This is a genomic window from Sulfurimonas xiamenensis (assembly GCF_009258045.1).
GTDB lineage: Bacteria > Campylobacterota > Campylobacteria > Campylobacterales > Sulfurimonadaceae > Sulfurimonas > Sulfurimonas xiamenensis.
This window is the reverse complement of the sequence record NZ_CP041166.1, coordinates 1,202,573-1,225,974: the sequence shown is the minus strand read 5'-3', so window position 1 is coordinate 1,225,974 and position 23,402 is coordinate 1,202,573. Positions and strand designations below refer to the sequence as shown.

The window sequence follows — 23,402 nt, the reverse complement described above, 5'->3', positions numbered from 1 at the left end:
TTTGACTCCTAAATTAATCTTTTGTTTAGAGATTTTTTATGATTTTTTTTGTCTCATCATATCCTATTTGGATTAAATCTTTGATTTGAGACATATCAACGGCATTAAAAGCAGAGAGATCCGGTTTTATGATAATATCTGCATCTTTGATTTGATTTTTTTTGTTTGCTTTTACCAAAAAGTTAAAACTGTTATATAAAACTTCAATTACATTTTCCGGCTTTTTGTATGAACGCTCCGGAACAAGATCTACACCAATAGTAAAATCAATATCTTTGTTTTTTAGACAGCTTAGCGGAACATTTTCTACAACTCCTCCATCAACCAAGAATCTACCCTCAATCTCAACAGGTATAAAAATTCCTGGAATACATGTACTCGCAATCACAGCATCTGCTACACGCCCCTTGTTTAAGATAATCTTATCTCCTGTTGTAATATCCGTAGCTATCATTTCTAATGGAATATTTGCATCTTTAAATTCTTTATCACCAATGTTATGTTTTATAATTTCACCTATTTTTTCATTTGAGAGCAGTCCATATTTTGAGAGTGTAAGAGATGATAATTTTTTCCACTCAAATTCAATAACAATCTTTTCTATCTCCTCAGCACTCTTTCCAAATGCATAGAGTGCTGCAACAATAGCACCTGCGCTTGTGCCGCTTATGGCTTTTATATCAACTTCAAACTCTTCAAATGCTTTTAATACACCTACATGCACAGCACCCAAAACAGCTCCTCCGCCTAAAGCCAAACCTACTTTTTTATCTTTAAGATTGTTCATTTTTATTTTCTTTTTTATCATATTTTCTACTGCTTGATATTCCGGCCGTCATTATAAATCCAAGGGCATCTTCTGTTTTTATATCAATAAAAGTTATATTTTTTTTTGGAATAAAAAGGGAGTAACCGCCCACCTGATAACTCATTTGAAAATAGACGACTACCGGTTCTTCCATATCTAAAAATTTAAATCTCTCTAAATCTCTTGAGGTGATAAAGCCCATGATTTTTGCATCAAGTGCTCCAAGAGAAACAAGAACAACAATGTCGTTCTCTTTGTTTTTTAGGTTTGAAAAGAAGTTGAAAAAATCTTTTATCGCACCGTATAGAGTGTTTACAAGCGGCATTTTGTCTATAAGTGTTTCAAAAAAGTCTCTAATCTTTTGTACAATCCAAAATTTCAACAATAAGCCTACAAGAAAAACTATCATAATTCCGGCTATTAACCCTAAACCTGTTATATAGTACTGCTTTGGAAGTACAAATAAAATCACTTCTCCAAAAAAATTCTCTGTAGTTTTTAATATCCAGATAAGTATATATAACACCAAGGCTGTTGGGAGTATAAGACCAAGTCCGTTTAGAAAGGTTTTCATAAATTCCTCTTTATAATTTGGTATAAGATTTAAAAGATTGTAGCAAAAAAAATATTAAAGCTTTTTAGAGGTACTCTAATGTTAAAATTTCAAAAAAATTAAGGCAGTTACATGTTAATGACTATTATAGCAATTTATACTATTTTTGCTCTTGTCTCAATCTATACAAGTGTTATGCAGATAGGTTATATAAATCAAGCAAAAAGAGGCGAAGCAGTTCTTCTTTTGGAGAGTGACTTTATAAAAGCAGGAAATTATAGTGTTGCAAAAGAGAAGATGAGCATTGTAAGTATGTTTATAGATTATATTATCTTTATTTTTTGGATAGGTTTTGGAGTGAAGCTTTTAGAGCAAAATATCAACTTTGAAAATGAAGCGCTTTTAAATATCGTTATTGTTATGGGTTTTTTGGTTATAAACTCTATTATCTCTTTGCCGTTTGGATATTATGAAAAATTTGTTTTGGATGAGAAGTTTGGTTTTAACAAATCAAGCTTGACCCAGTGGATAAAAGATACTCTTATCTCATTTGCAGCTACTCTTATCTTTGGTTCGCTTGTAGTGTGGGGAATATATGAGATTATTTCAAGTTTTACTCTTTGGTGGCTATGGAGCTTTCTTTTTATATTTGCTGTTGTAATTTTGATAAATATGCTTTATCCTACTTTTAGAGCTATGTTTTTTGACAAGCTGACTCCGCTTCAAGATGAAGCACTTGATGATGAGATAAAAAGATTGATGCAAAAGACGGGTTTTGTTAGTTCTGGCGTATTTGTAAGCGATGCAAGCAAAAGAGATGCCAGACTTAACGCCTATTTTGGCGGTTTTGGAAAAGCAAAAAGAGTTGTTCTTTTTGACACGCTTATAGAAAAACTGACTACAAAAGAGCTGTTGGCTGTATTGGGGCATGAACTGGGTCATTTTGCACATGGAGATATCTATAAAAACATAGCTCTTGTGGGTGGAATGCTTTTTGGGATGTTTGCTCTTTTTGGAAATCTACCGCCTTCTCTTTATGCGGAGTTGGGAATCAATCAAGCTCCTTATTCAGTTATGATTCTTTTGCTTCTTTTTATGCCGATTTTAGGATTTTTAATGATGCCTATTATGGGAATAGTAAGCAGACACAATGAGTATGAAGCGGATAAAACAGGAAGTGAACTTGGAGGAAGCGGTGGAGCTCTGGAGCTGGCAAATGCTCTTAAAAAACTTGTAAATGAAAACAAAAGTTTTCCGCTTTCTCATCCGCTTTATATCTTTTTTCATTATACTCATCCTCCTGTTTTAGAACGATTAAAAGAGCTTGGTGTTGATGTGCAGAAAATAGAGAAGAGAGCTTTGGGAGAAACATGTCAAGCGGATATCTAGTTAAAGATATTTTAAAGCAAATTACAACAATGCTTGCTCCATGTATCCAAAGAGCATCAAGAGAGGCACAGCTTCTTTTGATGTACCATCTAGATGTTGATGAGCTTTGGCTGCTAACAAACCAAAATTCAGATGTAAAAGATGTTGATAAACTTTTAGAGCTGGCAAAGAGAAGAGCCAAAAATGAACCGCTGGAGTATATTACGCAGAGAGTGAGTTTTTACAGCGAAGAGTTTTTTATAACACAAGGCGCACTTATTCCTCGTCCTGAAACAGAACTTTTAATTGATGAAGTTTTAAAAAACATATCGAGTAAAAATGCAGATATAACTATTGTTGAAGTTGGAGCAGGGAGCGGAATTATCTCTATAATGCTTGCAAAATTTCTGCCAAATGCAAAATTTATAGCAGTTGATATATCTGAAGCTGCTATAGAGATAGCAAAGATAAATATAAAAAAATTTGGACTTCAAGAGAGAATAGAGCTTAGGCTCGGATCGCTTTTAGAACCGATAAGTGAAAATATAGACTATTTAGTCTCAAATCCTCCATATATTGCAAATAGTGCTAAGCTGGAATCAAATCTTTCTTATGAACCTCAAAACGCTCTATTTGGCGGGGAAATCGGCGATGAAATAATAAAAAAACTTCTTGATGAAGTCTTAAAAAGAAAGATTAACTTTTTTAGTTGTGAGATGGGTTATGACCAAAAAGATAAAATACAAAATTATTTAAATCAAAAACCATTAACAAAATTAAGATTTTACAAAGATTTTAGTAGTTTTGATAGAGGTTTTACACTAAGGTTATAGTTTATGAAAACAAAAATCTATATTGATTTTGCCTATCTTTTTATATTGGCTTCTACTTTTGGCGCGGTGATAGTGCTGGGAGCTTTCGTAGCACCCGTTATTTTCAATACAGATAAACTTTTAAGTGAGATAATAGTTAATCAATACAATGCCGGAATTATTATGGGTGAAATTTTTCGCCTTTTTAGCTACTGGGTCTATTTTACTGCACTTTTTGTTATAGTTTATGAATTAATTATGTACAAAAAGGGACAAAGAGATTTTATAATTTTTGCCAGTTCTGTTACAGTGGTTTTTTCTGCGCTTATGTTTAGTGCAGTTTATTCACCAAAAATTATATCTATGCAAAGATTAGGAGTAGAAGCAACACAAAGTGATACCTTTAAAAATATTCATATAGCAAGCGAACTTGACTTTAAAATTTTAGCAATAGCTCTGCTTATATTATTTATAAGAAGATTAATCTTTTTTAAGATACAATAATGCACTTTTTAGATATCTAATAATGTATCGAATATGTTTTTATAAAAGAGATGTTTAAATCATTGTGATTTTGACTCTTTTATTTAAAAGTATTTCTTTATATATAGATAATAAAAAAGATATAAAAATAAAAGAGGTAGTTTGCTATGAAATTTGCTTTAATGTTTATAATAACTCTATTTTTGAGTTTGTCGAATCTTGGTGCAGAGGATTTTACAAAAACTGCAACAGTTAAGCCTGAGTTAGTTCAAAAAGGGGCACAAAAAGATTGGTGTCCGGTGTGCGGAATGAAGCTTGGAATGTTCTATAAAACATCTCATGCCTCAAAAATTCAAAACAATAAAGATAGACAGTATTGCTCTATAAGATGTCTAGTTGTAGATATGCAAGAGTATGATATCAATCTTGATGATGTAAAAGTTGTAGATGTAAAATCTCAAAAACTTATTGATGCTAGTAGTGCATTTTATGTAGTCGGCTCAGATGTTCCCGGAACTATGACAAAGGTTAGTAAATTGGCTTTTGCAGACAAAAAAGCTGCAGAGGATTTTAGTGATGAGCATGGTGGAAAGATTGTTGATTTTAAAACTGCTCTAAAAATGGCTCAAGACTCACTCAGCTCTGATATTGCAATGGTTCAAAATAAAAAAGAGAAAAAAATGTACCCAATGGGTAAAAAAATATTTGAGAAAAAGTGTAAACAAGATATAGATATAAATGCTTATTTAGAGATTAATGAGCTAAAAGCTGCAATCAAAGAGCAAAATTTTTGTGGAGAGTTAAAAGAACCTGAACTTCAAGCACTTTCACTCTATCTTTGGGAAGTTAAAAGATTTGGTGATGTAAAAAACAGTAATGAGTATATAAAAGTAAGCAAAGATGAGAAGTGTCCAATTTGCGGTATGTTTGTCTACAAATATCCAAAATGGGCTGCACAAATATTTTATGGCGAAAAACATTACTCATTTGATGGTGTAAAAGATATGATGAAATACTATTTTGATCATAAAGAGAACATTTCAAAAATGTTAGTGAGTGATTACTATTCTCAAAAAGCAATAGACGCTTCAAAAGCTTATTATGTAATTGGAAGTGATGTATATGGACCGATGGGACATGAACTCATACCTTTTAAAAATGAAAGTGAAGCAAAAACTTTCAGTATGGATCACAAAGGTACTAAAATACTTAAATTTGAAGAGATAACTTCAGAAGAAGTATATAAGTTAGATGAATAAAAAAAGTGAATTTTTATTTTATTCTTTTTTTATAGTAATAGCTCTCTTTTTTATTGAAGTAGGTTATCTCTATACTACAAAAGGTATAGACAAAAACGCTTTAGATACGAAAAGAGAGTTTGTTGAATTGTTAAAACTTCCTGATCTTGCAATTTCTACAGAAGCATCTTATGTCAGACACAGAAGTTTAAGTGATTTTTTTTCAATTTACAGAGATGATGGGGCATTACGAGAGTATTTTGCCTCCACCTTTGTTTTTTCAAGCAATGATAAGAGTAGAGATGAAAAGTAAAATAAATTTTTATATAATTGAGTATGCTGTAAATTCACTGCTTCGCCAAAAGTATAAAACTTTTTTTATCGCACTTGTCTTAAGCGCTCTTGTTTTTTTACTAAGTTCACTTTTTTTTATAACAAATTCCATAAAATATGAACTTCAATCTACGGTAGATTCTCTTCCTGAAATTACTATCCAAAAAATCAAAGCCGGACGACATTACGATATAGATACCAGCGTGGCTGATGAAGTTTTACAAATTACGGGAGTTCAAAGTGCTGTTGCCAGAGTTTGGGGATATTACTATTTTGAAAATGCCGGTGTAAATTTTAGCATTGTCGGTATTGATGAATTTGAAAAACAGTATAAAGATAGTTTAAAGCAGGTAGCTGAGCATTTAGATTTTGATAATGAAACATCCATGATAGTCGGAGAGGGCGTTAAAAAAACTATGAATGAAAACTATTACAAAGAGTATTTTAATTTTATAAAACCTGATGGAACACTTAAAAAGGTAGATATTGCCGGTGTGTTTAAGGGTGATACAGAGTTAGAATCGAATGATGTAATAGTTATGAGTAAAGAGAGCGTAAGAGAGATATTTGATATAGAAGAACGAAAAGCTACAGATATAGTTTTAAAAGTTGCAAATGTTAATGAAATAGCTACAATAGCTTCAAAGATAAAACTTATGTATCCTGATACCAGAGTAATTACAAAAGATGATTTGAAGATAAGTTATCAAAATATTTTTGATTATAAAAGCGGAGTTTTTTTAGCTCTTTTTGTTATTTCACTTTTTACATTTTTTATTATTGTATATGATAAATCAAGCGGTTTAAGCAGTGAACAAAAGAGAGAGATAGGAATACTTAAAGCAATAGGGTGGAGAGTAGATGATGTTTTAAAAGAGAAGTTTTATGAGGGATTTATCGTCTCATTTTTCTCTTATGCACTAGGAATAATTTTGGCTTTAGGATTTGTATATATACTTAAAGCACCTCTTTTGCAAAATATCTTTACAGGGTATTCGCAGTTGAAAACATCTTTTAATCTTCCTTTTGCATTTGATTTTCAAACACTTGTGCTTATATTTTTTCTAAGTGTTCCAATTTATATAGCGGCAACTATAATACCTTCTTGGAGAAGTGCAACTCTTGAAGCAGATGAGGTTATAAGATAATGATTGAGTTAAAAGAGATAATAAAAGAGTATGAGGTAAACAACCAAAATATTGTAACTGCACTGAAAGGTATAAACCTGCATATAAAAGAGGGAGAACTAGTTGTTTTAAAAGGATCAAGCGGAAGTGGAAAAAGTACTATTCTCTCACTTATAGCTGCACTTAGCAAACCAACAAGCGGAGAAATCATAGTAGATGGAGATAGAATTTCCAAGCTTCCGGATAATTTTGCTTCTGATTTTAGACGCCATAGCATTGGATTTGTTTTTCAAAAATATAACCTTATCTCTTCTCTTAGTGTTAAAGATAATATAATTTTACCTCTTGTTCCCATGAATTTGGATGAAAAAGAGATTGAAGAGAAGCTCTCAAGAGTTTTAAAAATGTTTCATATAGAGCATAAAAAAAATCAACTTGTTAAAAACCTCTCAGGCGGAGAACAACAGAGAGTTGCAATAGCCAGAGCAAATATAAATAATCCTAAAATTATCATAGCAGATGAGCCGACCGCAAATTTAGACGAGAAGCTCTCTTTGCATTTTATAGATATAGTAAAAGAGTTAAAAGCTCAAGGTAAAACTATAGTTATAGCAACACATGATCCGCTTTTTTTCGGACTTGAGATTGTTGACAGAGAGATAGAGATATATCAAGGAGCTATTGTTTAATGTTGCTTACTCCTGAAATTTTAACAATTCTTATTTTAAATGCTATATTTACACTTTTTGCAACAGTGGCATTTTTTTTAAGTGTAAGAATATTTTTGTACTGGGATATTCATTCAACATCTCAAATGCAGTATAAGTTAGAGAAACAAAGTTTCTTGGCTTCAACAATTATAAAATATATATTTAGCATAAAAGTACCTTTGTTTTTCTTTTTTGTTTTTGCGTTAGATAAAATATCTAATGTTTTAACAGGTGCTATGTGCGCTGCTGGTGTAGTTGATGCCACAGATGTAGGAACATATCTATTTATTTTAAAGATTATAAATCTATATCTTTTTGCGCATTGGCTTAAACTTCATTCAGAAGATATGGTAAATAAAAATCAACCATATACAAAGTTGAAATTCGGACTCTTTATTGCACTTTTTTTCTTTTTCATGGTTGAAGTAGTTATGGAAACTATAATGTTTTCAAGTATAGATATTGATAAAATGGTAAGTTGCTGCGGGAGTATCTATTCTAGTTCTTCAACTTCTGCAATCTCAACACTTTTTACTTTAGATACATCGCTTTTATTAACTATATTTTATAGCAATTTTATATTGATAACTCTTTTTTATTTTTTAAAAAATAAATATCTCTTTAGCATATTAAACATTATTTTTATACCTGTGGCACTTATATCTCTTATACTCTTTTTTGGTACATATATCTATGAGCTGCCATCTCATCATTGCCCATTTTGTTTTCTGCAAAGTGAGTATTATTATGTAGGGTATTTTATCTATTTTTTACTCTTTATGGGTACATTTTATGGGTTTATTGTGAGTTTTGTAAAAGAGTCAAATAAAAACTATAATTTGTCACTTTTGTTTAATTCTTTATATGTTATATTATTGTCGCTATATGTGTTAGTATACTATATCAAAAATGGTGTATTTTTATAAGGATATTATATATGTTTAAATTTAAGTTGTTTTTACTTTCGTTAATGGTGCTTTTTTTATTAGGTTGTGAAAAAAAAATTGAAAAGGGTCCTGCAAAAATTCATTGGGACAGAGATATGTGCACTAGATGTGTTATGGTTTTAAGTGATAGAAAAAACACATTGCAGCTTAAAGATCCAAATACTGGAAGAGTATTTAAATTTGACGATATCGGATGTATGATTCTTTGGTTTGAAGAAGAAAATATAGATTATAAAGACAGTGTTAAAATCTGGATTACTGATGCGAAAACAGGAGAGTGGATAGATGCAAGAAATGCATTTTATACCACAAACAATATCACACCAATGGGTTATGGTTTTAGCGGATATAAATCAAAAGAGTCCATTAAAGAGGGTGAAGAAATTGTTAGTTATGATGAAGCAGTAAAAAGAGTGTTGAAAATTGAAGGATATTAATTTAAAAATATGAAAAATTATATTCAAAACACAATTCTTTTTAAAAATATAGATGAGGAGACAATAAAAAAAATAGAAACTTTTACAACAGAAGAGAAAGTTTTTAAAAATAATATTGTTTTTTATGAAGGGGATAAGCCAAAATACTTATATCTTCTTACTAAAGGTGTTATAAAACTATACAAAACATCTTCTAATCATAAAGAGATAGTGTTAAAATATTTTCACAATAATGAATTAATTGGCGAAGTTGCAAATTTTGAGGGTATTCCTTATCCTGCAACTGCTAAAGCATACAGTGATGTAGAAGTTCTAAAAATAGATTTTGAAAAATTAAAAGAGATTGTTTTCTCAAATCCAAATATGGCATTTAATATTCAAACATCTCTGATTAGAAAGATTAAAAACCTTGAAAACATTATATCTACAAATTTGGTTTTAGACTCAAAAGAGAGAGTTGCAAAATATATTTATAATCACGCAGATGATTTTTTTCAAACAAAAAATGTAGAAATAGCAGAGGTTCTAGGTGTCTCTCCAGAGACACTTTCTAGAATTTTAAAGTTTTTTAAAGACAATAATATTATTAATATTAAAAATAAATATATTGATAAAAAACTTTTAATTAACTTTTTTCAATAAAAGGCTAATCAATAAAATTTATGAATATTTTCCATAAAATTTTGAAAAGTTATATCTTCACCTTTATCTTTTAGATAAGCATTGAGATACGCTTCGCTTGCTTCAATACCTTCGGCTTTTTCTATCTCCAGCAGTTTTGCGTAAAGATCTGATATGATTTCGGTTACATGTTTTGAAATTGTTTTTCTTGAAGCAGTATAACCGATAATTTTGCCTGTATCAGTGTCGCGTCTAGATTCGAATTCTGTAAATACCCAGTAGTATCTTCCATCTTTTGCTAAGTTTTTTATAACTGCATTGATGTTTTTTCCTTGAGAGATTGTTTCCCATAGAAGTTTAAAAACAATTTTTGGCATATCAGGATGTCTAATAATACTATGTGGATTACCTAAAAGTTCTTCTTTTGAATAACCGCAGATTTCTATAAAATAGTCATTACAAAATGTCAGTTTACCATGCTCATCTGTTTCACTAACTATATATCTTTTTGGATCTAACACAATTTCTTCATTTATTGGTGCTGGCTTTTTCATTTTAATTTCCTTGAATATAATTTTTGTTTAACCGTTTAACCAATCAATTAAACCTACTGATATTTCAGTAAAAGACAAAATTCTTTTGCCGTTATGCTCGGATGCAAATTTTTTAGCGGCGTCATAAGTTGCAAAGGGAATTAAATCATCACCAGCAGGTGAAATTGTATTGCTTCCATATACATAAAATGCACCTCTTGCATTAATAGGTTTAAGCGTTTCATAATCTGTTACAACTATATTTTTAAAATCACTTTCGCTTTTAACCCCTACATGATACCATCTTCCAGGAACAAGGTAAAACTCCAACATTGATTTTGGACTGCAAAAGAAGAGTTCTTTGCCACTGTTAAGTTCTATTTTACAAACCCATTGCGGAGCTTCATAAACCTTGAAATTTCTTACAGTACATGTTGTTTCTCTGTCAAAATTCATGTTATATGAATCATTGGCAGTTAAAACACAAACTAGTGCTAGAACCATTAATATTTTTTTATACATAAAAACCCCTTTTATTAAACTAAATCTTTTTTCTCAAAAATTTTAAAACCTATAAAGGCAAAAAATAAACCTATAAATATAGGATATCCAACTGATAATAAAACAAATGTTTTTTGACTCATTAAATCAAGTATATAGAAAGCAACAGGTCCCATTACCGTCAATTCAGGATCAAACAATGAAATGGCAGCTACTCTAAAGAGTTCCATAGGGTTTATCATAGCTATAAAAATTATTACCTCTTCATTGATTCTTTGCTGCATCATTAATGAGATTAAACCTATATCTATAAAAGCAAGTAAAAATATCCATATAAAAAATGCAATTCCAAGTGCAACTTCAGAAGATTTTACAAAAGAAGATATGAAAAAAGCAATTCCCAGAAAAGTACTTGATAGTGCAAAAAGCAATCCTGTGTATAAAAAGAAAATATTCCAAGGAATATCTGCTCCTTTAAAAAGACCATAAAGTACAGCAAGTATCATTGCAAAAATAACCGGAAGGTATACAGTAATAAATCTACCTATAATTTTTCCCCAGTAGTATTGTTTAAGTGAGATAGGGAATGAAAGCATGTACTCTAATATGTGGTTGTCTCTATCGCCGGAAATTGAACGAACAGTTGTAATAAGTATAAATATAGGTAAAATTACTATAGTAATTTGTATATACATTAGTAATAATCTGCTTAATCCACTAAAACCCATAACTTGTGATTCTGTTACGCCTGCAATAAAAAAAAGAGCTATAAGCCCCCCAAATACAAGCGAATAAACTAAAAACCATTTGGCTCTGATAGACTCTTTTAAGTCTAAATAAGCAATTAAATATAAATTTTTCAAGATAATCCTTTAATATCCAAGTATCTGTTTTCTGATTTTTGGATTTGCTAAATGCTCACCTCTAAGCATTTTGAGTTTTACTTCATCTATTTTAATATAAAAAGTGTCCTCTTTTTTATGCTCATAAGCAGCAAATCCATAATTCATAGGTGTTTTTTCATTTATTGTATAATACGCATCTTTTATATTTATATATTTATGTGTATCATTTGTAAACACTTCTGCCTTAGCTGCATTTATATCAATTTTTTGATTTTTTGTCCATAAAATTAAACATCCTATATCGTCAAAATAGGATATTTTACCATTATTTTCAAGTTTACATGAATAAATGTTTGATTCAGGTACCGGCATGTTGCACTGAGGGCATATTCTTTGAGTACTTTGTGATGTATTAGACGAGCCGTTTTCTGATGAGCTACAACCTGTTATAAGAGATAAAAATAAAAAATTTAAAATAAAAAATGAAAACTTAAAGCCTCTCATCTGATACCACTTTTCCCATATCCATATATATTTGTCTATTTATAAGCTCTTTTACTTCTTCAAGTCTGTGTGTAACAAATAGAAGAACTTTTTCATCTTCATTTTGCTTTAAAAGTCTATAAAAGTCATCTCGTGCTTTAGGATCAAGATTGGCTGTTGGTTCATCATAAATAATAATATTGCTTTTTTTAGCTAAGCTGATTGCAATAAGTAGTTTTTGTTTCATACCACCGCTCAATTTAAAAAAAGATTTATATAAATTAGCTTTTATGTCAAGTTTCATTTCATTTGAATAGTGCTCTATAAGCTCTTTGTCTACATCTGAACTTATGCTGATATACTGCATAAGTTCATCAATATTTAATTTTATCGGCGGAGGAAGCTGCGGCACAAAACTGATATTTTGAAGCACTTCAGTTCTGTTTTTAACGGGACAGAGACCATTGATTAAAACTTCTCCTGAATTTGGATGATAATATCCAAGAATTGATCTAATAAGAGTCGTTTTTCCAGCACCGTTTGCACCCATTAAAGCTATTGATTCATTTTTCTTAAATTGACAACTTACATTGTCTAAAGAAACATTTGAACCGAATTTTTTTGTAAGATTTGAAATAGTAATCATGTTTTACACCAAGTTTTTTAATCTGAAATCAAATTTAAGAGCATCAACATGACATACATCTATACATCTTCCGCAAAGTGTACAATCAGCTCCTGTTATATACTCTCTTGTGATTCCTTTTTCTTCTCTTTGTTTATCATATTTTGCTTTTGTAATCTCAAGTACTTGATTTTCAAAACATACATCATGACAAACCATACAATGGTCACAGTTATCGTTCCACTCAACTCTAAGAGCTGATACTTTACCTATATAACCGTATGTTGTTCCAATAGGACAAATATAAGTACACCATGCTCTTCTGGAGTAAAAAACTTCAAAAGCAAAAACAACAACAACCCAAAGTATAGCCAAACTCCAACCGTACGCGATCATTCTGCTTAGGATTCCAACAACATTTAATGTTTCAAAAACAAGATAACCTGTTGTAAAAGAGAGCACTAAAAATATTGCCCAAAATATATGTCTGACTCTATGATCAAATTTTCTCTCTTTTATAATTTTTTTATTAACAAGAGTATTGTGAATTTTTTCGCCGATTTCGCTTAAAATCCCATAAGGGCAAACCCATGAACAGTAGCTTCTACCACCAACTAAAAGGTAGAAAATAAGTATAGTTACTGTACCAATAATCATGTTTATAGGCAGCTCAAAAGTAGCTAAAAACAACTCCATAGTAGTAAATATGTCAATAAGATGAAAACCTAAAAACCTTGAACCATTAAGCGTTCCCTCAAGTGTCTGAATATCGATATGAAAAGATAGAAAAAAGAGTAGATGTATGGCTATAACCAATATCCATCTCTTCATTCTATAACTAAAAACTTTTTTCCCATCTTTTGTTCTGTCAAAAAAAGTTGACCAAAAAGTGGTGTTTTTTATCGTTTCTCTATTATTATACTTATCCATTTAATGCTCCATTGTTTTTGCTATTAACACAATATTACTTATTAACTTCAGCAGCGCGAGCAGGGAACTCTCCGATTTCATCCGCAAATTTTCTTAACTCTTCTTCGCTAGTGTTGATTAACAACCCTCTCATGATTACATTCTCTTTTCTATTTGCTTTAAAATCAATTAAGTCTTGGTACAATTTATCAGCATTTTGTCCATAAAGTTTTGGACCCATAAGTTTTCTGCCATCTTGTTCTCCTGAACCATTTGCTCCGTGACATGCAGCACATTTACTTTTGTATGCATCACTTACTTTGAAGTTTCCAATATTCCCAGCTTTTTCTTTAAGCGCTTTTATCTGTTCTGCTTCTTTCTCTTCATCACTTTTTTCTGCTGGTGCTGCTTGTGTTGTAGTAGTTGCATCCGCAAAACTTCCAATACCTTTTGCATGATCACCACCATGATATGCACCACCCTTTGAAGCCACCCATGCCATAAGAGCAAATGTTAAGATTGTTATTATTCCTACGATTGTATTTTTCATATTTTATTTCCTCATTTCTTCTATAGATTTATTAAATTGATGTATTTCATTAGCTAATTCTCTTATTTCTTTATCATCCATCTGGTTAATTAGATCAGTCATTAGCACATTTTTAGCTTTACCACTTTTGAATTCCGCAATTTTATTGTAAATATAATCAGAATCTTTTCCAAGCAGAGAAGGTCCTATAACTCCATTTGCATAATCATTATGACAAGCAGAACATTTGACTATAAATTTTTTGCTTAGTTTTTTAACAAGCATTGAAATTTGTATCTTTTCATAAGGACTTCTTACATATAAATTCGCATCAACTGCTGTTCTTGGTTTGCTTCTAACTGAAGCATCCTCATTGGCAGGCTTTGAATTTGGGTCATACTCACTTTTTATATTGTAATCATAATAGTAAGATTTACTTTGATTTTTGTCGTACTCTTTTTCTGCAACTTTTATTACTCGTGCATTTTCATTTTTAGAAATTTCTATTTTTTGCACAGATGCTTCATTTGAAGACAAAGAGGCAGTTCCTGCTTTTGCTTTCTCATCTTTTTGGCTATTGTCACTGCATCCAGTAAAAATAGTAAACAGTAAAACACTAGAAACACAAAGTAGATTTTTATACTTTGATTTTAAATGGTAAGTTTTCATTTTATACCCTTAACTTTTATTCGCATAATATTCTTCATATGTCATTCTTGGTTTAATAACAATAGATGGAATAGTTGTTGGACAAACTTCTTGACATGCTCCGCAGCCAATACATCCGTCATATATCTCGGGTTTATTTCCGCCGCCACTATCAGGCACCATAGCAATAGCGCTTAGTGGGTTGGGTATAGGACACATATCAGCACATAGCGTACACTGTTTACCTTCATATTGATCAAATTTTTCTAGTAATTGTTCCTCTAGTTCATGCTTATTTACTACAGAATTAGTAAATTTATGCATTTTCTCATTGTATCCCTTAGGGACAGGTGTATTTGTCATTGCAAGACAGGTATCAGGAAACTCCAACACAGCAATTCCCATTTTGATATCTTCTGGTTTTTCACAGTGATGATCCAATGCTCCACTCGGACATGCAAGAACACATGGAACAGCACTACAAGCCCAGCAGCCTCTCTCATTAGCATCTATATATGGCGTACCGACACCATGACCTCTGCCAAAGTCAGCGAGTTTTATTGAGTGATAAGGACAAACTTGAAGACATTGGCCACATTTTATACATAGTGCCAAAAATCTTTTTTCATCTACCGCACCTGGCGGTCTTAATCTGTTTTCTGCTCGTAAGGTATATGGGCTAAATATCATTCCCCCACCTAAAACAAGTCCAAGTACTCCAAGTGTAGAATATTTAATAAATTCTCTTTTATCTGTTTTAACTGTTTCCATATTTATCCTTCTATTTTAACTATTGGCTTTTTATCTTCAAACAAAAAGAGCGGTTTTGAAAAAGGTGCCAGTTTCGATAAAAAATTTAGTAAAGACATAGCCGGTGATCCGTAAAAGAATTTTACATCAGGATTGTAAATCCAAAGCTGATCCGCATATCTATAAACTTTATGTGGCGTGTCACCTATATTATCACCGTTTTTATCAAACCCTTCATAGTTATCCCAATAATTTTCGCTAATATCGTTATTGTAAGTTTTACTTGATCCGCCATCATTTACAACATCTTCTATATTTCCCATAATAATATTGTTTTTAATAATATTATCTTCGCTAAGGGAGTGAAAATGGAGTGCTTCTGAGTTATACAGTATTTTATTGTCTTCAATCCAGTTATTAGTATCTGGTTCAAAAGGAGATCTATCAATATACATTCCTTGAGCACAGTAAAGAACGGTATTGTCTTTTATGGTAAAGTTCGTACACTCTTTAAGACCTATGCCCATACCCGTTGCTCCCAGAGAACTTTTTACAATATTTCCTGTTGCAATCGTATCATTTGAGTACATAAAAAATATTCCTACAGAATTATATCTATAACTATTGTTTCTTACATAGTTTTTACCTGCATACATAAAATGAAGAGAGTATCTGCAATATTCGCCAAAATTCTCTTCAATTATATTTCCATGACTATACCAAACAACCATGTCTCTTGAGTGAATAAGAGAATTTTTTTTGATAATATTATCATTACTATACCAAAGTCTTAAGCCATCTCCCTTTAATCCAAGATCAAAGTCTTTAGATGTTATAGTGTTATTTGATACTATAGAGTTGCTTACCATCTGCATATCTATACCAAAGAGACAGTCATCTATAACGCAGTCACTTATTTCACACTGTTTTCCATCAGATATTTTGATGGCTGCATCTATATTTTCATGTCTGGCACCACTACCGACTATTTTTAAATTTTTAAGTGTTACAAAAGAACTTTTAACAGTTATAACAGTTCCTTCGCCCTCAGCATCGATGATAACACCATCTTCTTTTCCAATAATTGTTAAAGGTTTGGTTATAACAATATTTCCTTTATACACTCCTGCAGGTAATTTTAAAATAGAACCTTCAGGAGCATTGTCAATTGCTTCTTGCAATATATTTGCATTTAACAGTGGCAAAAATAGAGTAAATAAAGCAAAATAAATTTTAAACATTTTTATGCATTCGTTTCTTTAAGAGCTTTTTGTTTTGCAAAAAAAGCAAGCAGACTCAATAAACTAATCGCTAGTATTATATAAAATCCAATTGTTGGATAAGAGTGTGTTGTAAATTGAGCAATTTTCCCGTCTCCAAAAACAGTAGGCATAAAAGGCTTAATTTTAAACATTCCCCAATCATGTAAATTGTGTCCGAACCAATAGAGCCAAAATGAATAATCAGCTATAAACAGTAGAGGAAGGGACGCTGGAACTAACATAATATAGTTTAATATTTTTGAATTGTATGCCATAAAATAGACTATTGCTAAAGATAAAAGTAAAAGAGCATAGATACCTATTTCTCTCTCAATAGTACCTCCAACCCACATTGGGTCCATTCCAACATAGTGGTTAATAGTGTTCATTTCATGAACTTCTCCACTATAACCGTCAAAATGGAAAAATACAGGGATGCCTTCTGGAAAAGCATCTTTAGGATAGTTTGGCGCTTCAAGTGAAACTGCCCAGATTGGCAATGATGCAGGACCGATTTCTGCTGTAGCTTCAATCATCTTGTCTAAATCATTATGAGCATCTTTAGGTGTAGTTACACTTTTGTATCTTCCTTGATTGTAAAAATTCCAAACACTTTTGCTAAAAGATGATATCTCATCACTTTTTCCCTCGTCAATTTTGTTTAAAGTTCCATGAAATCCAATCATTGGAAATGTAAAAGAGAGAGTTAGAATAATTAAAGCCAAAGCGGCAAAAACTCTTGCCTTGGTTAAACTTTTGTTCATTGTGAAAATTCCTTTTCTAAGTAAAATAAAAATTGAAGATTATAAAAATAATCCTCAAATTTTACATCAACTATTATTATATAGTAAAATTTTTTTTATAAGCTTAAATAATGAAATTTTAGTATAAATTAAAAAAAAGGAGGAGATTTTATTCTCCTCCTTTTTGTTTTTAACTAAAACCCGTTTTTAGAACAGGTTTGCATTCTCATCTACCCATTTTAGGTATTCGATAATATTTTTAGTCTCTTGTTCATTCATATGCTGATTAGGCATTTTTAGATTAAAGTAATCAATCATACCTTTAACATATGGATCATCATACATTTTTTCAGGTTCCATAATAAAGTCTTTAACCCATTTTTCGCCATCTTCACCATGTCTTTCAAGTACACCAGTTAAGTCTGGTCCAGAAGAAACTTTACCGATAACATGACAACCGCCACATCCGCCTTCACCGAATGCTTTTTCACCAGCTGCAGCTGCTGCAGATTGTTTTGTAGCAATAAGTCTAACAAGTGCATCTTTTGCTCTAATACCAACATCGGCAGTTTTAACCATATATTGCCAGATCATATTTTCAAAAAGAACAGCTTTTTCTAAATCGCCAGCTTTAACAGCTTCGTCTGAAAGTTTTTTCTGTTCAGCAATTTTACCATATTGATCCATTGCATCAACAACTAAGTTTTTAACAACTTCATGCTTTTCATAGTTGTTCTCTTTTAAGAACTTTACAACTGATTGGATAACAGCGTCAGTCGCAGCATTTGTTGCAACAGTTTTGTCATACTCAGCTTTTAATTGCTCAGGAGACATTGTTTGCATTTTTAGTTTTTGAGCACTTACATATTTTTTGTTAGGGTCTTTAACCATTAAGTAACCCATCATCTCTAAGTGTAGTGCAGAACAGAACTCTGTACAGTAGTAAGGGAAAACACCCTCAATATCAGCTGTAAATTTAATACTCGCAGTTTTACCTGGCTCAAGTGACGCGTGAACATCATAGTGGTCAATTGTAAATCCGTGAGTCTCATCTTGAGCACGCTCTAGGTTTGTTAAGTACATAGTTACTTCATCACCTTTATTTACAGTGATTCTCTCAGGGTTGATGTGAGATCTAACAAGTGTAGCATAAACTTTTACTTTGTTTCCGTCTCTCTCAATTCTCTCTTGACCCGCTAAAGTTTTACCTTCATGAATTTCATTAGTTCTTGTGTTTGTACCCATTGGATATCTTACATGACCATGAAGTTTCTCAGCTCTGATAGCAACCGCTTGGTGAGGTTCACCTAATGGAATAGGCATATCAACAAGAAGATCCATTTTTTTACCGCTAATATCAATTAGCTGGTGGTTTTGAGGATGCAAAGGTCCAACATTTTGGAATCTATCAATCGCAAGTTTGTTTAGAGAAATGATATATTTTCCTTGTGGATCAGCAGATTTACCCTCCATACCACATAAGTGACCAACATTGTAGTGAACATTTACTTTATCTAATACTTTTAAAGTTTTATAGTTCCATTTTACAATTTGGCTATCAACATATAGTGAAGTATAGATTTCACCATCAACATTTGAGTATTGGTTATGTAATGGCCCAAGACCAAGTTCCGCTTGTCCGTGAAGTGATTTTTTCATATCCAAGATAGGAATACCGTAAGGATCTTTACCTGCAAAATCTTTAGAGTCGATTAGTTTTTTGATTTTGCTCCACTTATAAACAGAAGCATGCGTATCTAACTTACCACAAACAGTAATGTATTCACCATCTGGAGACACATCAACACCGTGTGGAGATTTTGGCTCAGGAATTAAAAAGAGTGCATTGTTCTTAACTGCCACATCCATCATAATAACTTTGTGACCATTTATGATTTCTACATTTTTTTTATCTTTAGCAAGTTCTGCTAACTTTTTCCAGTTATATACATGCAAGAAGTCAGTGTCATTTCTACTACAACCAGCTTCAAATGGAGGCATACCAACTTCTATACCACCTGTATACATTTCAGAGTTAAATGAGTTAGTAAAGCCCCATCCGTCAGATACACCTTTACCTGCATCACTTAAATCTTGCATATATGGAGGCAGTTCTAGAGTAAATGAGTTTTTCTCGTCAATTCTACCAATTTTAGGGTTGAATTTCCATAAAGTTACACCACCACGGTATGTCTCTTTGTACTCTTCAATTGGGTGATAGTTGTTATCAAAAGGAGCAGCATATTGAGATGCTTCTATAATGTAATCACTGTTTTGAGTAAAGAAAGCTCCACCGTGCTCAGATTTTAAAACAGGGTTTACTACAATTTGTTTTGTTTCAAAATCTTCAAGGTCGATAACAGCAACTCTTGGATTTGCTTTATCATTGATTACTAACCATTTACCGTCATATTTTCCATCTTTTTCAGAAAGCGCAGGGTGGTGAGTGTCTCCCCAGTTGATCTCTCTGCCTCTGATGTTACCTTGTCTTAAAACCTTTTTTGACTCTTCGTCAAATCCGTATCCTTGCCAAGGCTCAGGAGTAAATACACCTATGTATTTTAAAAGTCTCATTGAAGGAACACCGTAAACAAGCATTTGTCCAGCTTGACCACCTGAACTAAATACAACAAACTCATCCTTCACCCCTGAAGGATTGTAAGTTTTTGCAGCACGAACTACATCTACTTCGCTTAGGCCCCTTTTCTTCATTACCTCTGCTAATTCACCACTGCTAGCCGTTAAAGCTGTTGCAGCAAGTGAAGTACTTAGGATAATGGAAGAAAACTTGTTGAAATGTTTTTTCATAATATTCTCCTTAAATTCCTTTGAGTTTAAAATACTACTCAAACGATAAATATTATAGTAATAAAAATAGTAGGTTAAAAATTTGACCTTAGTCAAATTTTTTAATTAATTATTATTTTTAAGTTTATAGTGCGAAATAAGACTATCTAAGTCTTTTTTGAGGTTTTTGAGTTTTATCTCTGCCGAACTTAACTCTTCCAATGATTGTATGATTGCATCCTCTTTTTTTCTTAACTCTTTGTCTCTAGTGTCTTCATTCATTGTATAAATAAGTTCTACCAAATCTTCTATATGATGTTCTACATCTTTTAAAGATTCACATGAGTGATTTATGGAGTTGCTGGAATATTCAATGGAGTTATTAATTTTTTCAACAAGAAGATTGAAATTATTTCTTGCTTCACTTATTTCCAAATTTTTATTTTCTATTTCAATCGGTTTAAGTTCTCTAATGGAAGAGTTTGAAATAATTACTTTTGATGTAGAGAGAAATTTTTGCATAAATATTATCATTGTTTTTAGTTGTGTAAATATATAAAACAATAGTGATATTAATATGGTAGAAAGTATATATAAAAGTAATTTATATTTTTTTTGTTTTTTATTGAAAGCGGTTTCTTGCGCTTGTATAAATTTATTGCTTTCTATAATCAATTCTAAATTAATGTTATAAATATCTTTTACATCTTTTTCAAGAAGCATATTTGAATAAGAAGATCTGTTTTTAGTTTTATCTCTAAAATGCTGTACTTTAAGGTAAAATTTATTCCATAACTTTAAAATTTTTTTACTTTTTTGCAAACCTTCTTTTTTGTTGCTCATAATATTTAAGAACTGTCTTATACTTTCATCTATACTTTTTGTAGTGCTATCTAAATTTTTATAAATATAAAAAACATTTTTTGAAACTTCCTGCGTGAAATTTTTTTGTTCAATCATTGTATTTATAAGGTTGTTATGTGATTGATTCTCTTTGGCTACATGATAAAAAAGAGATACTAATATAATAGAGAGTATAAATATTAATGCGCCGACTAGTTTAATTTTTTTCATGTTTTATTCCTCGCAAATAGATAGTAGAGACTCTTTGTCTAAAACTACTATTTTTCCACTTTTTGAATCGATTATTTTATCTCTTTTCAGCCTATTTAAAACTCTTGAGAGAGTTTCTGGCTGTATATGAAGTATAAGTGATATTTCAGAACGCTTTAAATTATTAAATATATTTAAATCATCATGAAGCATCATTGCAACTTTGACAACAGAGTTGAAAATAAACTCTCTGTTAATCAGTGAACGAAGTTGCTGTGATTTTAAAACAATCTCATTTGCAAATGCAGAACATAAAAAACCTTTTTCCAAAAAGTTTTCTCTAAATTTCTTATAATCAATATTGAGTATTTGAGAATCTTCAAGCAGTTCTATATTTGAAAAAGAGACTATTGTATCTTCTTTGATATTTGATATTTCAGATATTAATGAGTTTGGATAAATGTAGTGAAGAAATATTTCATTATTATGTTTGTCTATTTTGTATGCTTTTGCCAATCCCTCAAGAAGAAACAAAAGAGAGTCACTCTTTTGTTTTTCATAATAAACAATATAATTCTTTGAGTAGCTATTAACAGAGCAGATAGATGCTAAAAAATCTATCTGCTCTATGTTGAGAGATGAAAAAAAATCTAAAGAACTTAATACGCTCTTTATGGAAGTATTTTTACTCATTAATTATAATAAGTCAGGGCAATTTTCTTTACTTATATCAAATGTAAAAAGTTCTGCTTTTGTAAGTGCACTTTTATATATGTATCTAATAGATATATCTGATTCTAAAAATCTCTCTGAACTTCTGCATACACCCTCAGTTACAGCTTTTTGCATTCTGCTGTGATCTTCTTTTTTTACAGTTTCATCACTTTTAGGAGCCGTATCTATTTCAAATATATAAACAAGTGTTGTATCATCTGTTTTGATGTCTATAAGTTTTGTCTGCTTGTCAATTGTTGTAGGAAGTGATTTTGACATCTCTTCAGCTGCCATTTTAACAACATTTCTATTTTGTGCTTTTATAGCTTCAAGTGATATTCCTTTGTTTTTATCTTCTGCAGCTAATCCAAAAATAGGCAATAGAGCGATTAAAAGTATATATAAAAATTTCATTGAGTTCCTTTTTTAATTGTATTATACATATAAATAGTAAAATTTCAATCTTGCTGTTGTCTCATATATGATGGAATATCTAAGTGAGTACTGTCAAGATCCCCGCCAACCACTAATCTTGGACGAATTTTTGCAGCCGGTGAAGGAGTTTCACTTACAAAATTTTCATTATTTGAACTAGGGTTTAAATCTTTTTCAAAGCCTGTTGCAATAATAGTTATTTTTACATAATTTTCAGGTAGTGAATCATCAGTTGAAGTACCAAATATTACATCAGCTTCTTCATGAGCACTCTCTTGAACTACTATCATAGCTTCAGATGTTTCTATCATCGGAAAATTCGGATGCATATGAAAATGTACTAAAACACCCATTGCGCCATTTATTGAGATATTGTCAAGAAGAGGGGACTCTATAGCAGCTTTGATAGCTTCATAAGCTGCGTTTTCACCCTCATGCTCTCCTACACCCATAAGCGCCATGCCTTTATGACTCATTACTGTTTTTAAATCGGCAAAGTCAAGATTTATATCATTGTCACCGCTTGAGAGAATAACTCCGGCTGTTCCGCTGACAGCTTGTGCCAAAACACTGTCAACTATTTTAAAACTATCTTTGATTCCAAGTCTTCTATCAATAATGGAGAGTAGTTTGTCATTAGGAATAACTACAATAGAGTCACTCTCTTTTTTTAGCTCTTCTAATCCGGCTATAGCAAGCTTTAGTCTCTTTGGCGCTTCAAACATAAAAGGTTTTGTGACAATTGAAATTGTTAAAGCATCTACCTCTTTAGCAATTTTTGCAATAACAGGAGCAGCACCTGTTCCTGTTCCGCCGCCAAGACCGGCAGAGATAAATACAATATCAGCACCCTCTAAAGCTTTTTTAATTTCATCATAATTTTCTAGTGCAGATTCTTTCCCAATTTCTGGTTTCATTCCTGCACCGAGACCTTTTGTCAGCTTTGCCCCGATTTGGATTTTACTTGCACCATTTGTATCATTTAAAGCTTGTGCATCGGTATTTATCATAATCATCTCTATGCCAGTTACACCCTCTTTGATCATATGACCAATCATGTTGCCGCCGCCGCCGCCGACACCAACAGCTACGATTCTTGCTCCATTTAAACTACTAGCTTCTTCAATCAAAAATGGTTCCATAATCTC

At 31.5% G+C, this 23,402-nt stretch carries 28 protein-coding genes; 10 read left to right on the top strand and 18 right to left on the bottom strand.

Going from position 1 to position 23,402, the window contains the following annotated elements; genetic code table 11:
- Nucleotides 1-25 precede the first annotated feature (25 nt).
- Nucleotides 26-808, bottom strand: coding sequence for a patatin-like phospholipase family protein (locus tag FJR47_RS06160; protein ID WP_241855382.1), 783 nt, complete (start codon nt 806-808; stop codon nt 26-28).
- On the bottom strand, nt 774-1,382 hold the full coding sequence (locus FJR47_RS06155) for a DUF502 domain-containing protein (protein ID WP_152299573.1): 609 nt from the start codon (nt 1,380-1,382) through the stop codon (nt 774-776). The genes FJR47_RS06160 and FJR47_RS06155 overlap by 35 nt, the downstream gene beginning before the upstream one ends.
- A gap of 111 nt (nt 1,383-1,493) precedes the next feature.
- Between FJR47_RS06155 and FJR47_RS06150 the strand changes: the two genes are divergently transcribed.
- The 10 genes from FJR47_RS06150 to FJR47_RS06105 all read left to right on the top strand — a co-directional run bounded on the left by FJR47_RS06150 (nt 1,494) and on the right by FJR47_RS06105 (nt 9,458).
- Nucleotides 1,494-2,750 (top strand): M48 family metallopeptidase, encoded by a 1,257-nt coding sequence (locus FJR47_RS06150; RefSeq protein WP_152299572.1) that lies wholly within the window; start codon nt 1,494-1,496, stop codon nt 2,748-2,750.
- Nucleotides 2,732-3,562 (top strand): peptide chain release factor N(5)-glutamine methyltransferase, encoded by an 831-nt coding sequence (prmC, locus tag FJR47_RS06145; RefSeq protein ID WP_152299571.1) that lies wholly within the window; start codon nt 2,732-2,734, stop codon nt 3,560-3,562. Before FJR47_RS06150 ends, prmC begins: the two co-directional genes overlap by 19 nt.
- Before the next feature lie 3 nt (nt 3,563-3,565).
- Nucleotides 3,566-4,045: a DUF4149 domain-containing protein gene (locus FJR47_RS06140; protein WP_152299570.1), complete on the top strand. Its 480-nt coding sequence runs from the start codon at nt 3,566-3,568 to the stop codon at nt 4,043-4,045.
- Between the two features lie 146 nt (nt 4,046-4,191).
- Nucleotides 4,192-5,283, top strand: coding sequence for a nitrous oxide reductase accessory protein NosL (locus tag FJR47_RS06135; RefSeq protein ID WP_152299569.1), 1,092 nt, complete (start codon nt 4,192-4,194; stop codon nt 5,281-5,283).
- Complete coding sequence (locus FJR47_RS06130; RefSeq protein ID WP_152299568.1) at nt 5,276-5,575, top strand: hypothetical protein; 300 nt, start codon at nt 5,276-5,278, stop codon at nt 5,573-5,575. Before FJR47_RS06135 ends, FJR47_RS06130 begins: the two co-directional genes overlap by 8 nt.
- Nucleotides 5,565-6,743, top strand: coding sequence for an ABC transporter permease (locus FJR47_RS06125; RefSeq protein ID WP_152299567.1), 1,179 nt, complete (start codon nt 5,565-5,567; stop codon nt 6,741-6,743). Before FJR47_RS06130 ends, FJR47_RS06125 begins: the two co-directional genes overlap by 11 nt.
- Nucleotides 6,743-7,411: an ABC transporter ATP-binding protein gene (locus FJR47_RS06120; RefSeq protein WP_152299566.1), complete on the top strand. Its 669-nt coding sequence runs from the start codon at nt 6,743-6,745 to the stop codon at nt 7,409-7,411. The genes FJR47_RS06125 and FJR47_RS06120 overlap by 1 nt, the downstream gene beginning before the upstream one ends.
- A complete protein-coding gene (locus tag FJR47_RS06115; protein WP_152299565.1) occupies nt 7,411-8,358 on the top strand; it encodes a hypothetical protein in 948 nt (315 codons plus the stop codon). Before FJR47_RS06120 ends, FJR47_RS06115 begins: the two co-directional genes overlap by 1 nt.
- Nucleotides 8,359-8,369: 11 nt before the next feature.
- A complete protein-coding gene (locus FJR47_RS06110; protein ID WP_152299564.1) occupies nt 8,370-8,816 on the top strand; it encodes a hypothetical protein in 447 nt (148 codons plus the stop codon).
- Nucleotides 8,817-8,825: 9 nt separating this feature from the next.
- Entirely contained in the window at nt 8,826-9,458 is a 633-nt protein-coding gene (locus tag FJR47_RS06105; RefSeq protein WP_152299563.1) for a Crp/Fnr family transcriptional regulator, read from the top strand.
- An 8-nt stretch (nt 9,459-9,466) separates the two neighbouring features.
- On the opposite strand, the gene FJR47_RS06100 is transcribed toward FJR47_RS06105, so the two are convergent.
- From FJR47_RS06100 to ftsZ, 16 genes are all read right to left on the bottom strand, one after another.
- Nucleotides 9,467-9,991, bottom strand: coding sequence for a PAS domain-containing protein (locus FJR47_RS06100; protein ID WP_152299562.1), 525 nt, complete (start codon nt 9,989-9,991; stop codon nt 9,467-9,469).
- A 27-nt stretch (nt 9,992-10,018) separates the two neighbouring features.
- Nucleotides 10,019-10,492 (bottom strand): nitrous oxide reductase accessory protein NosL, encoded by a 474-nt coding sequence (locus FJR47_RS06095; protein ID WP_152299561.1) that lies wholly within the window; start codon nt 10,490-10,492, stop codon nt 10,019-10,021.
- Nucleotides 10,493-10,506: 14 nt separating this feature from the next.
- The gene (locus FJR47_RS06090; protein ID WP_152299560.1) at nt 10,507-11,334 is read right to left on the bottom strand and encodes an ABC transporter permease; all 828 of its coding nucleotides are present in this window, start codon (nt 11,332-11,334) and stop codon (nt 10,507-10,509) included.
- Nucleotides 11,335-11,343: 9 nt separating this feature from the next.
- On the bottom strand, nt 11,344-11,820 hold the full coding sequence (locus FJR47_RS06085; protein WP_152299559.1) for a hypothetical protein: 477 nt from the start codon (nt 11,818-11,820) through the stop codon (nt 11,344-11,346).
- Nucleotides 11,807-12,445: an ABC transporter ATP-binding protein gene (locus FJR47_RS06080; RefSeq protein WP_152299558.1), complete on the bottom strand. Its 639-nt coding sequence runs from the start codon at nt 12,443-12,445 to the stop codon at nt 11,807-11,809. Before FJR47_RS06080 ends, FJR47_RS06085 begins: the two co-directional genes overlap by 14 nt.
- A 3-nt stretch (nt 12,446-12,448) precedes the next feature.
- Nucleotides 12,449-13,354, bottom strand: a complete 906-nt coding sequence (locus tag FJR47_RS06075; protein ID WP_152299557.1) for a NapH/MauN family ferredoxin-type protein — start codon at nt 13,352-13,354, stop codon at nt 12,449-12,451.
- 34 nt (nt 13,355-13,388) lie between these two features.
- Nucleotides 13,389-13,883, bottom strand: a complete 495-nt coding sequence (locus FJR47_RS06070; protein ID WP_152299556.1) for a c-type cytochrome — start codon at nt 13,881-13,883, stop codon at nt 13,389-13,391.
- A 3-nt stretch (nt 13,884-13,886) separates the two neighbouring features.
- Nucleotides 13,887-14,531 carry a c-type cytochrome gene (locus tag FJR47_RS06065; RefSeq protein WP_152299555.1) on the bottom strand — a complete coding sequence of 215 codons (645 nt, stop codon included), beginning with the start codon at nt 14,529-14,531 and terminating at the stop codon, nt 13,887-13,889.
- Between the two features lie 9 nt (nt 14,532-14,540).
- On the bottom strand, nt 14,541-15,281 hold the full coding sequence (locus tag FJR47_RS06060; RefSeq protein ID WP_152299554.1) for a 4Fe-4S dicluster domain-containing protein: 741 nt from the start codon (nt 15,279-15,281) through the stop codon (nt 14,541-14,543).
- A 2-nt stretch (nt 15,282-15,283) separates the two neighbouring features.
- A complete protein-coding gene (locus FJR47_RS06055) occupies nt 15,284-16,501 on the bottom strand; it encodes a nitrous oxide reductase family maturation protein NosD (protein WP_152299553.1) in 1,218 nt (405 codons plus the stop codon).
- A 2-nt stretch (nt 16,502-16,503) separates the two neighbouring features.
- A complete protein-coding gene (locus tag FJR47_RS06050; RefSeq protein WP_152299552.1) occupies nt 16,504-17,286 on the bottom strand; it encodes a cytochrome C in 783 nt (260 codons plus the stop codon).
- Between the two features lie 186 nt (nt 17,287-17,472).
- A complete protein-coding gene (nosZ, locus tag FJR47_RS06045) occupies nt 17,473-20,073 on the bottom strand; it encodes a Sec-dependent nitrous-oxide reductase (RefSeq protein ID WP_152299551.1) in 2,601 nt (866 codons plus the stop codon).
- A gap of 105 nt (nt 20,074-20,178) precedes the next feature.
- On the bottom strand, nt 20,179-21,126 hold the full coding sequence (locus FJR47_RS06040) for a hypothetical protein (protein ID WP_152299550.1): 948 nt from the start codon (nt 21,124-21,126) through the stop codon (nt 20,179-20,181).
- 3 nt (nt 21,127-21,129) lie between these two features.
- Nucleotides 21,130-21,798, bottom strand: a complete 669-nt coding sequence (locus tag FJR47_RS06035; RefSeq protein WP_152299549.1) for a Crp/Fnr family transcriptional regulator — start codon at nt 21,796-21,798, stop codon at nt 21,130-21,132.
- A gap of 3 nt (nt 21,799-21,801) precedes the next feature.
- Nucleotides 21,802-22,233, bottom strand: coding sequence for a hypothetical protein (locus FJR47_RS06030; RefSeq protein ID WP_152299548.1), 432 nt, complete (start codon nt 22,231-22,233; stop codon nt 21,802-21,804).
- A 44-nt stretch (nt 22,234-22,277) separates the two neighbouring features.
- Nucleotides 22,278-23,396 carry a cell division protein FtsZ gene (ftsZ, locus tag FJR47_RS06025; RefSeq protein WP_152299547.1) on the bottom strand — a complete coding sequence of 373 codons (1,119 nt, stop codon included), beginning with the start codon at nt 23,394-23,396 and terminating at the stop codon, nt 22,278-22,280.
- Nucleotides 23,397-23,402 lie beyond the last annotated feature (6 nt).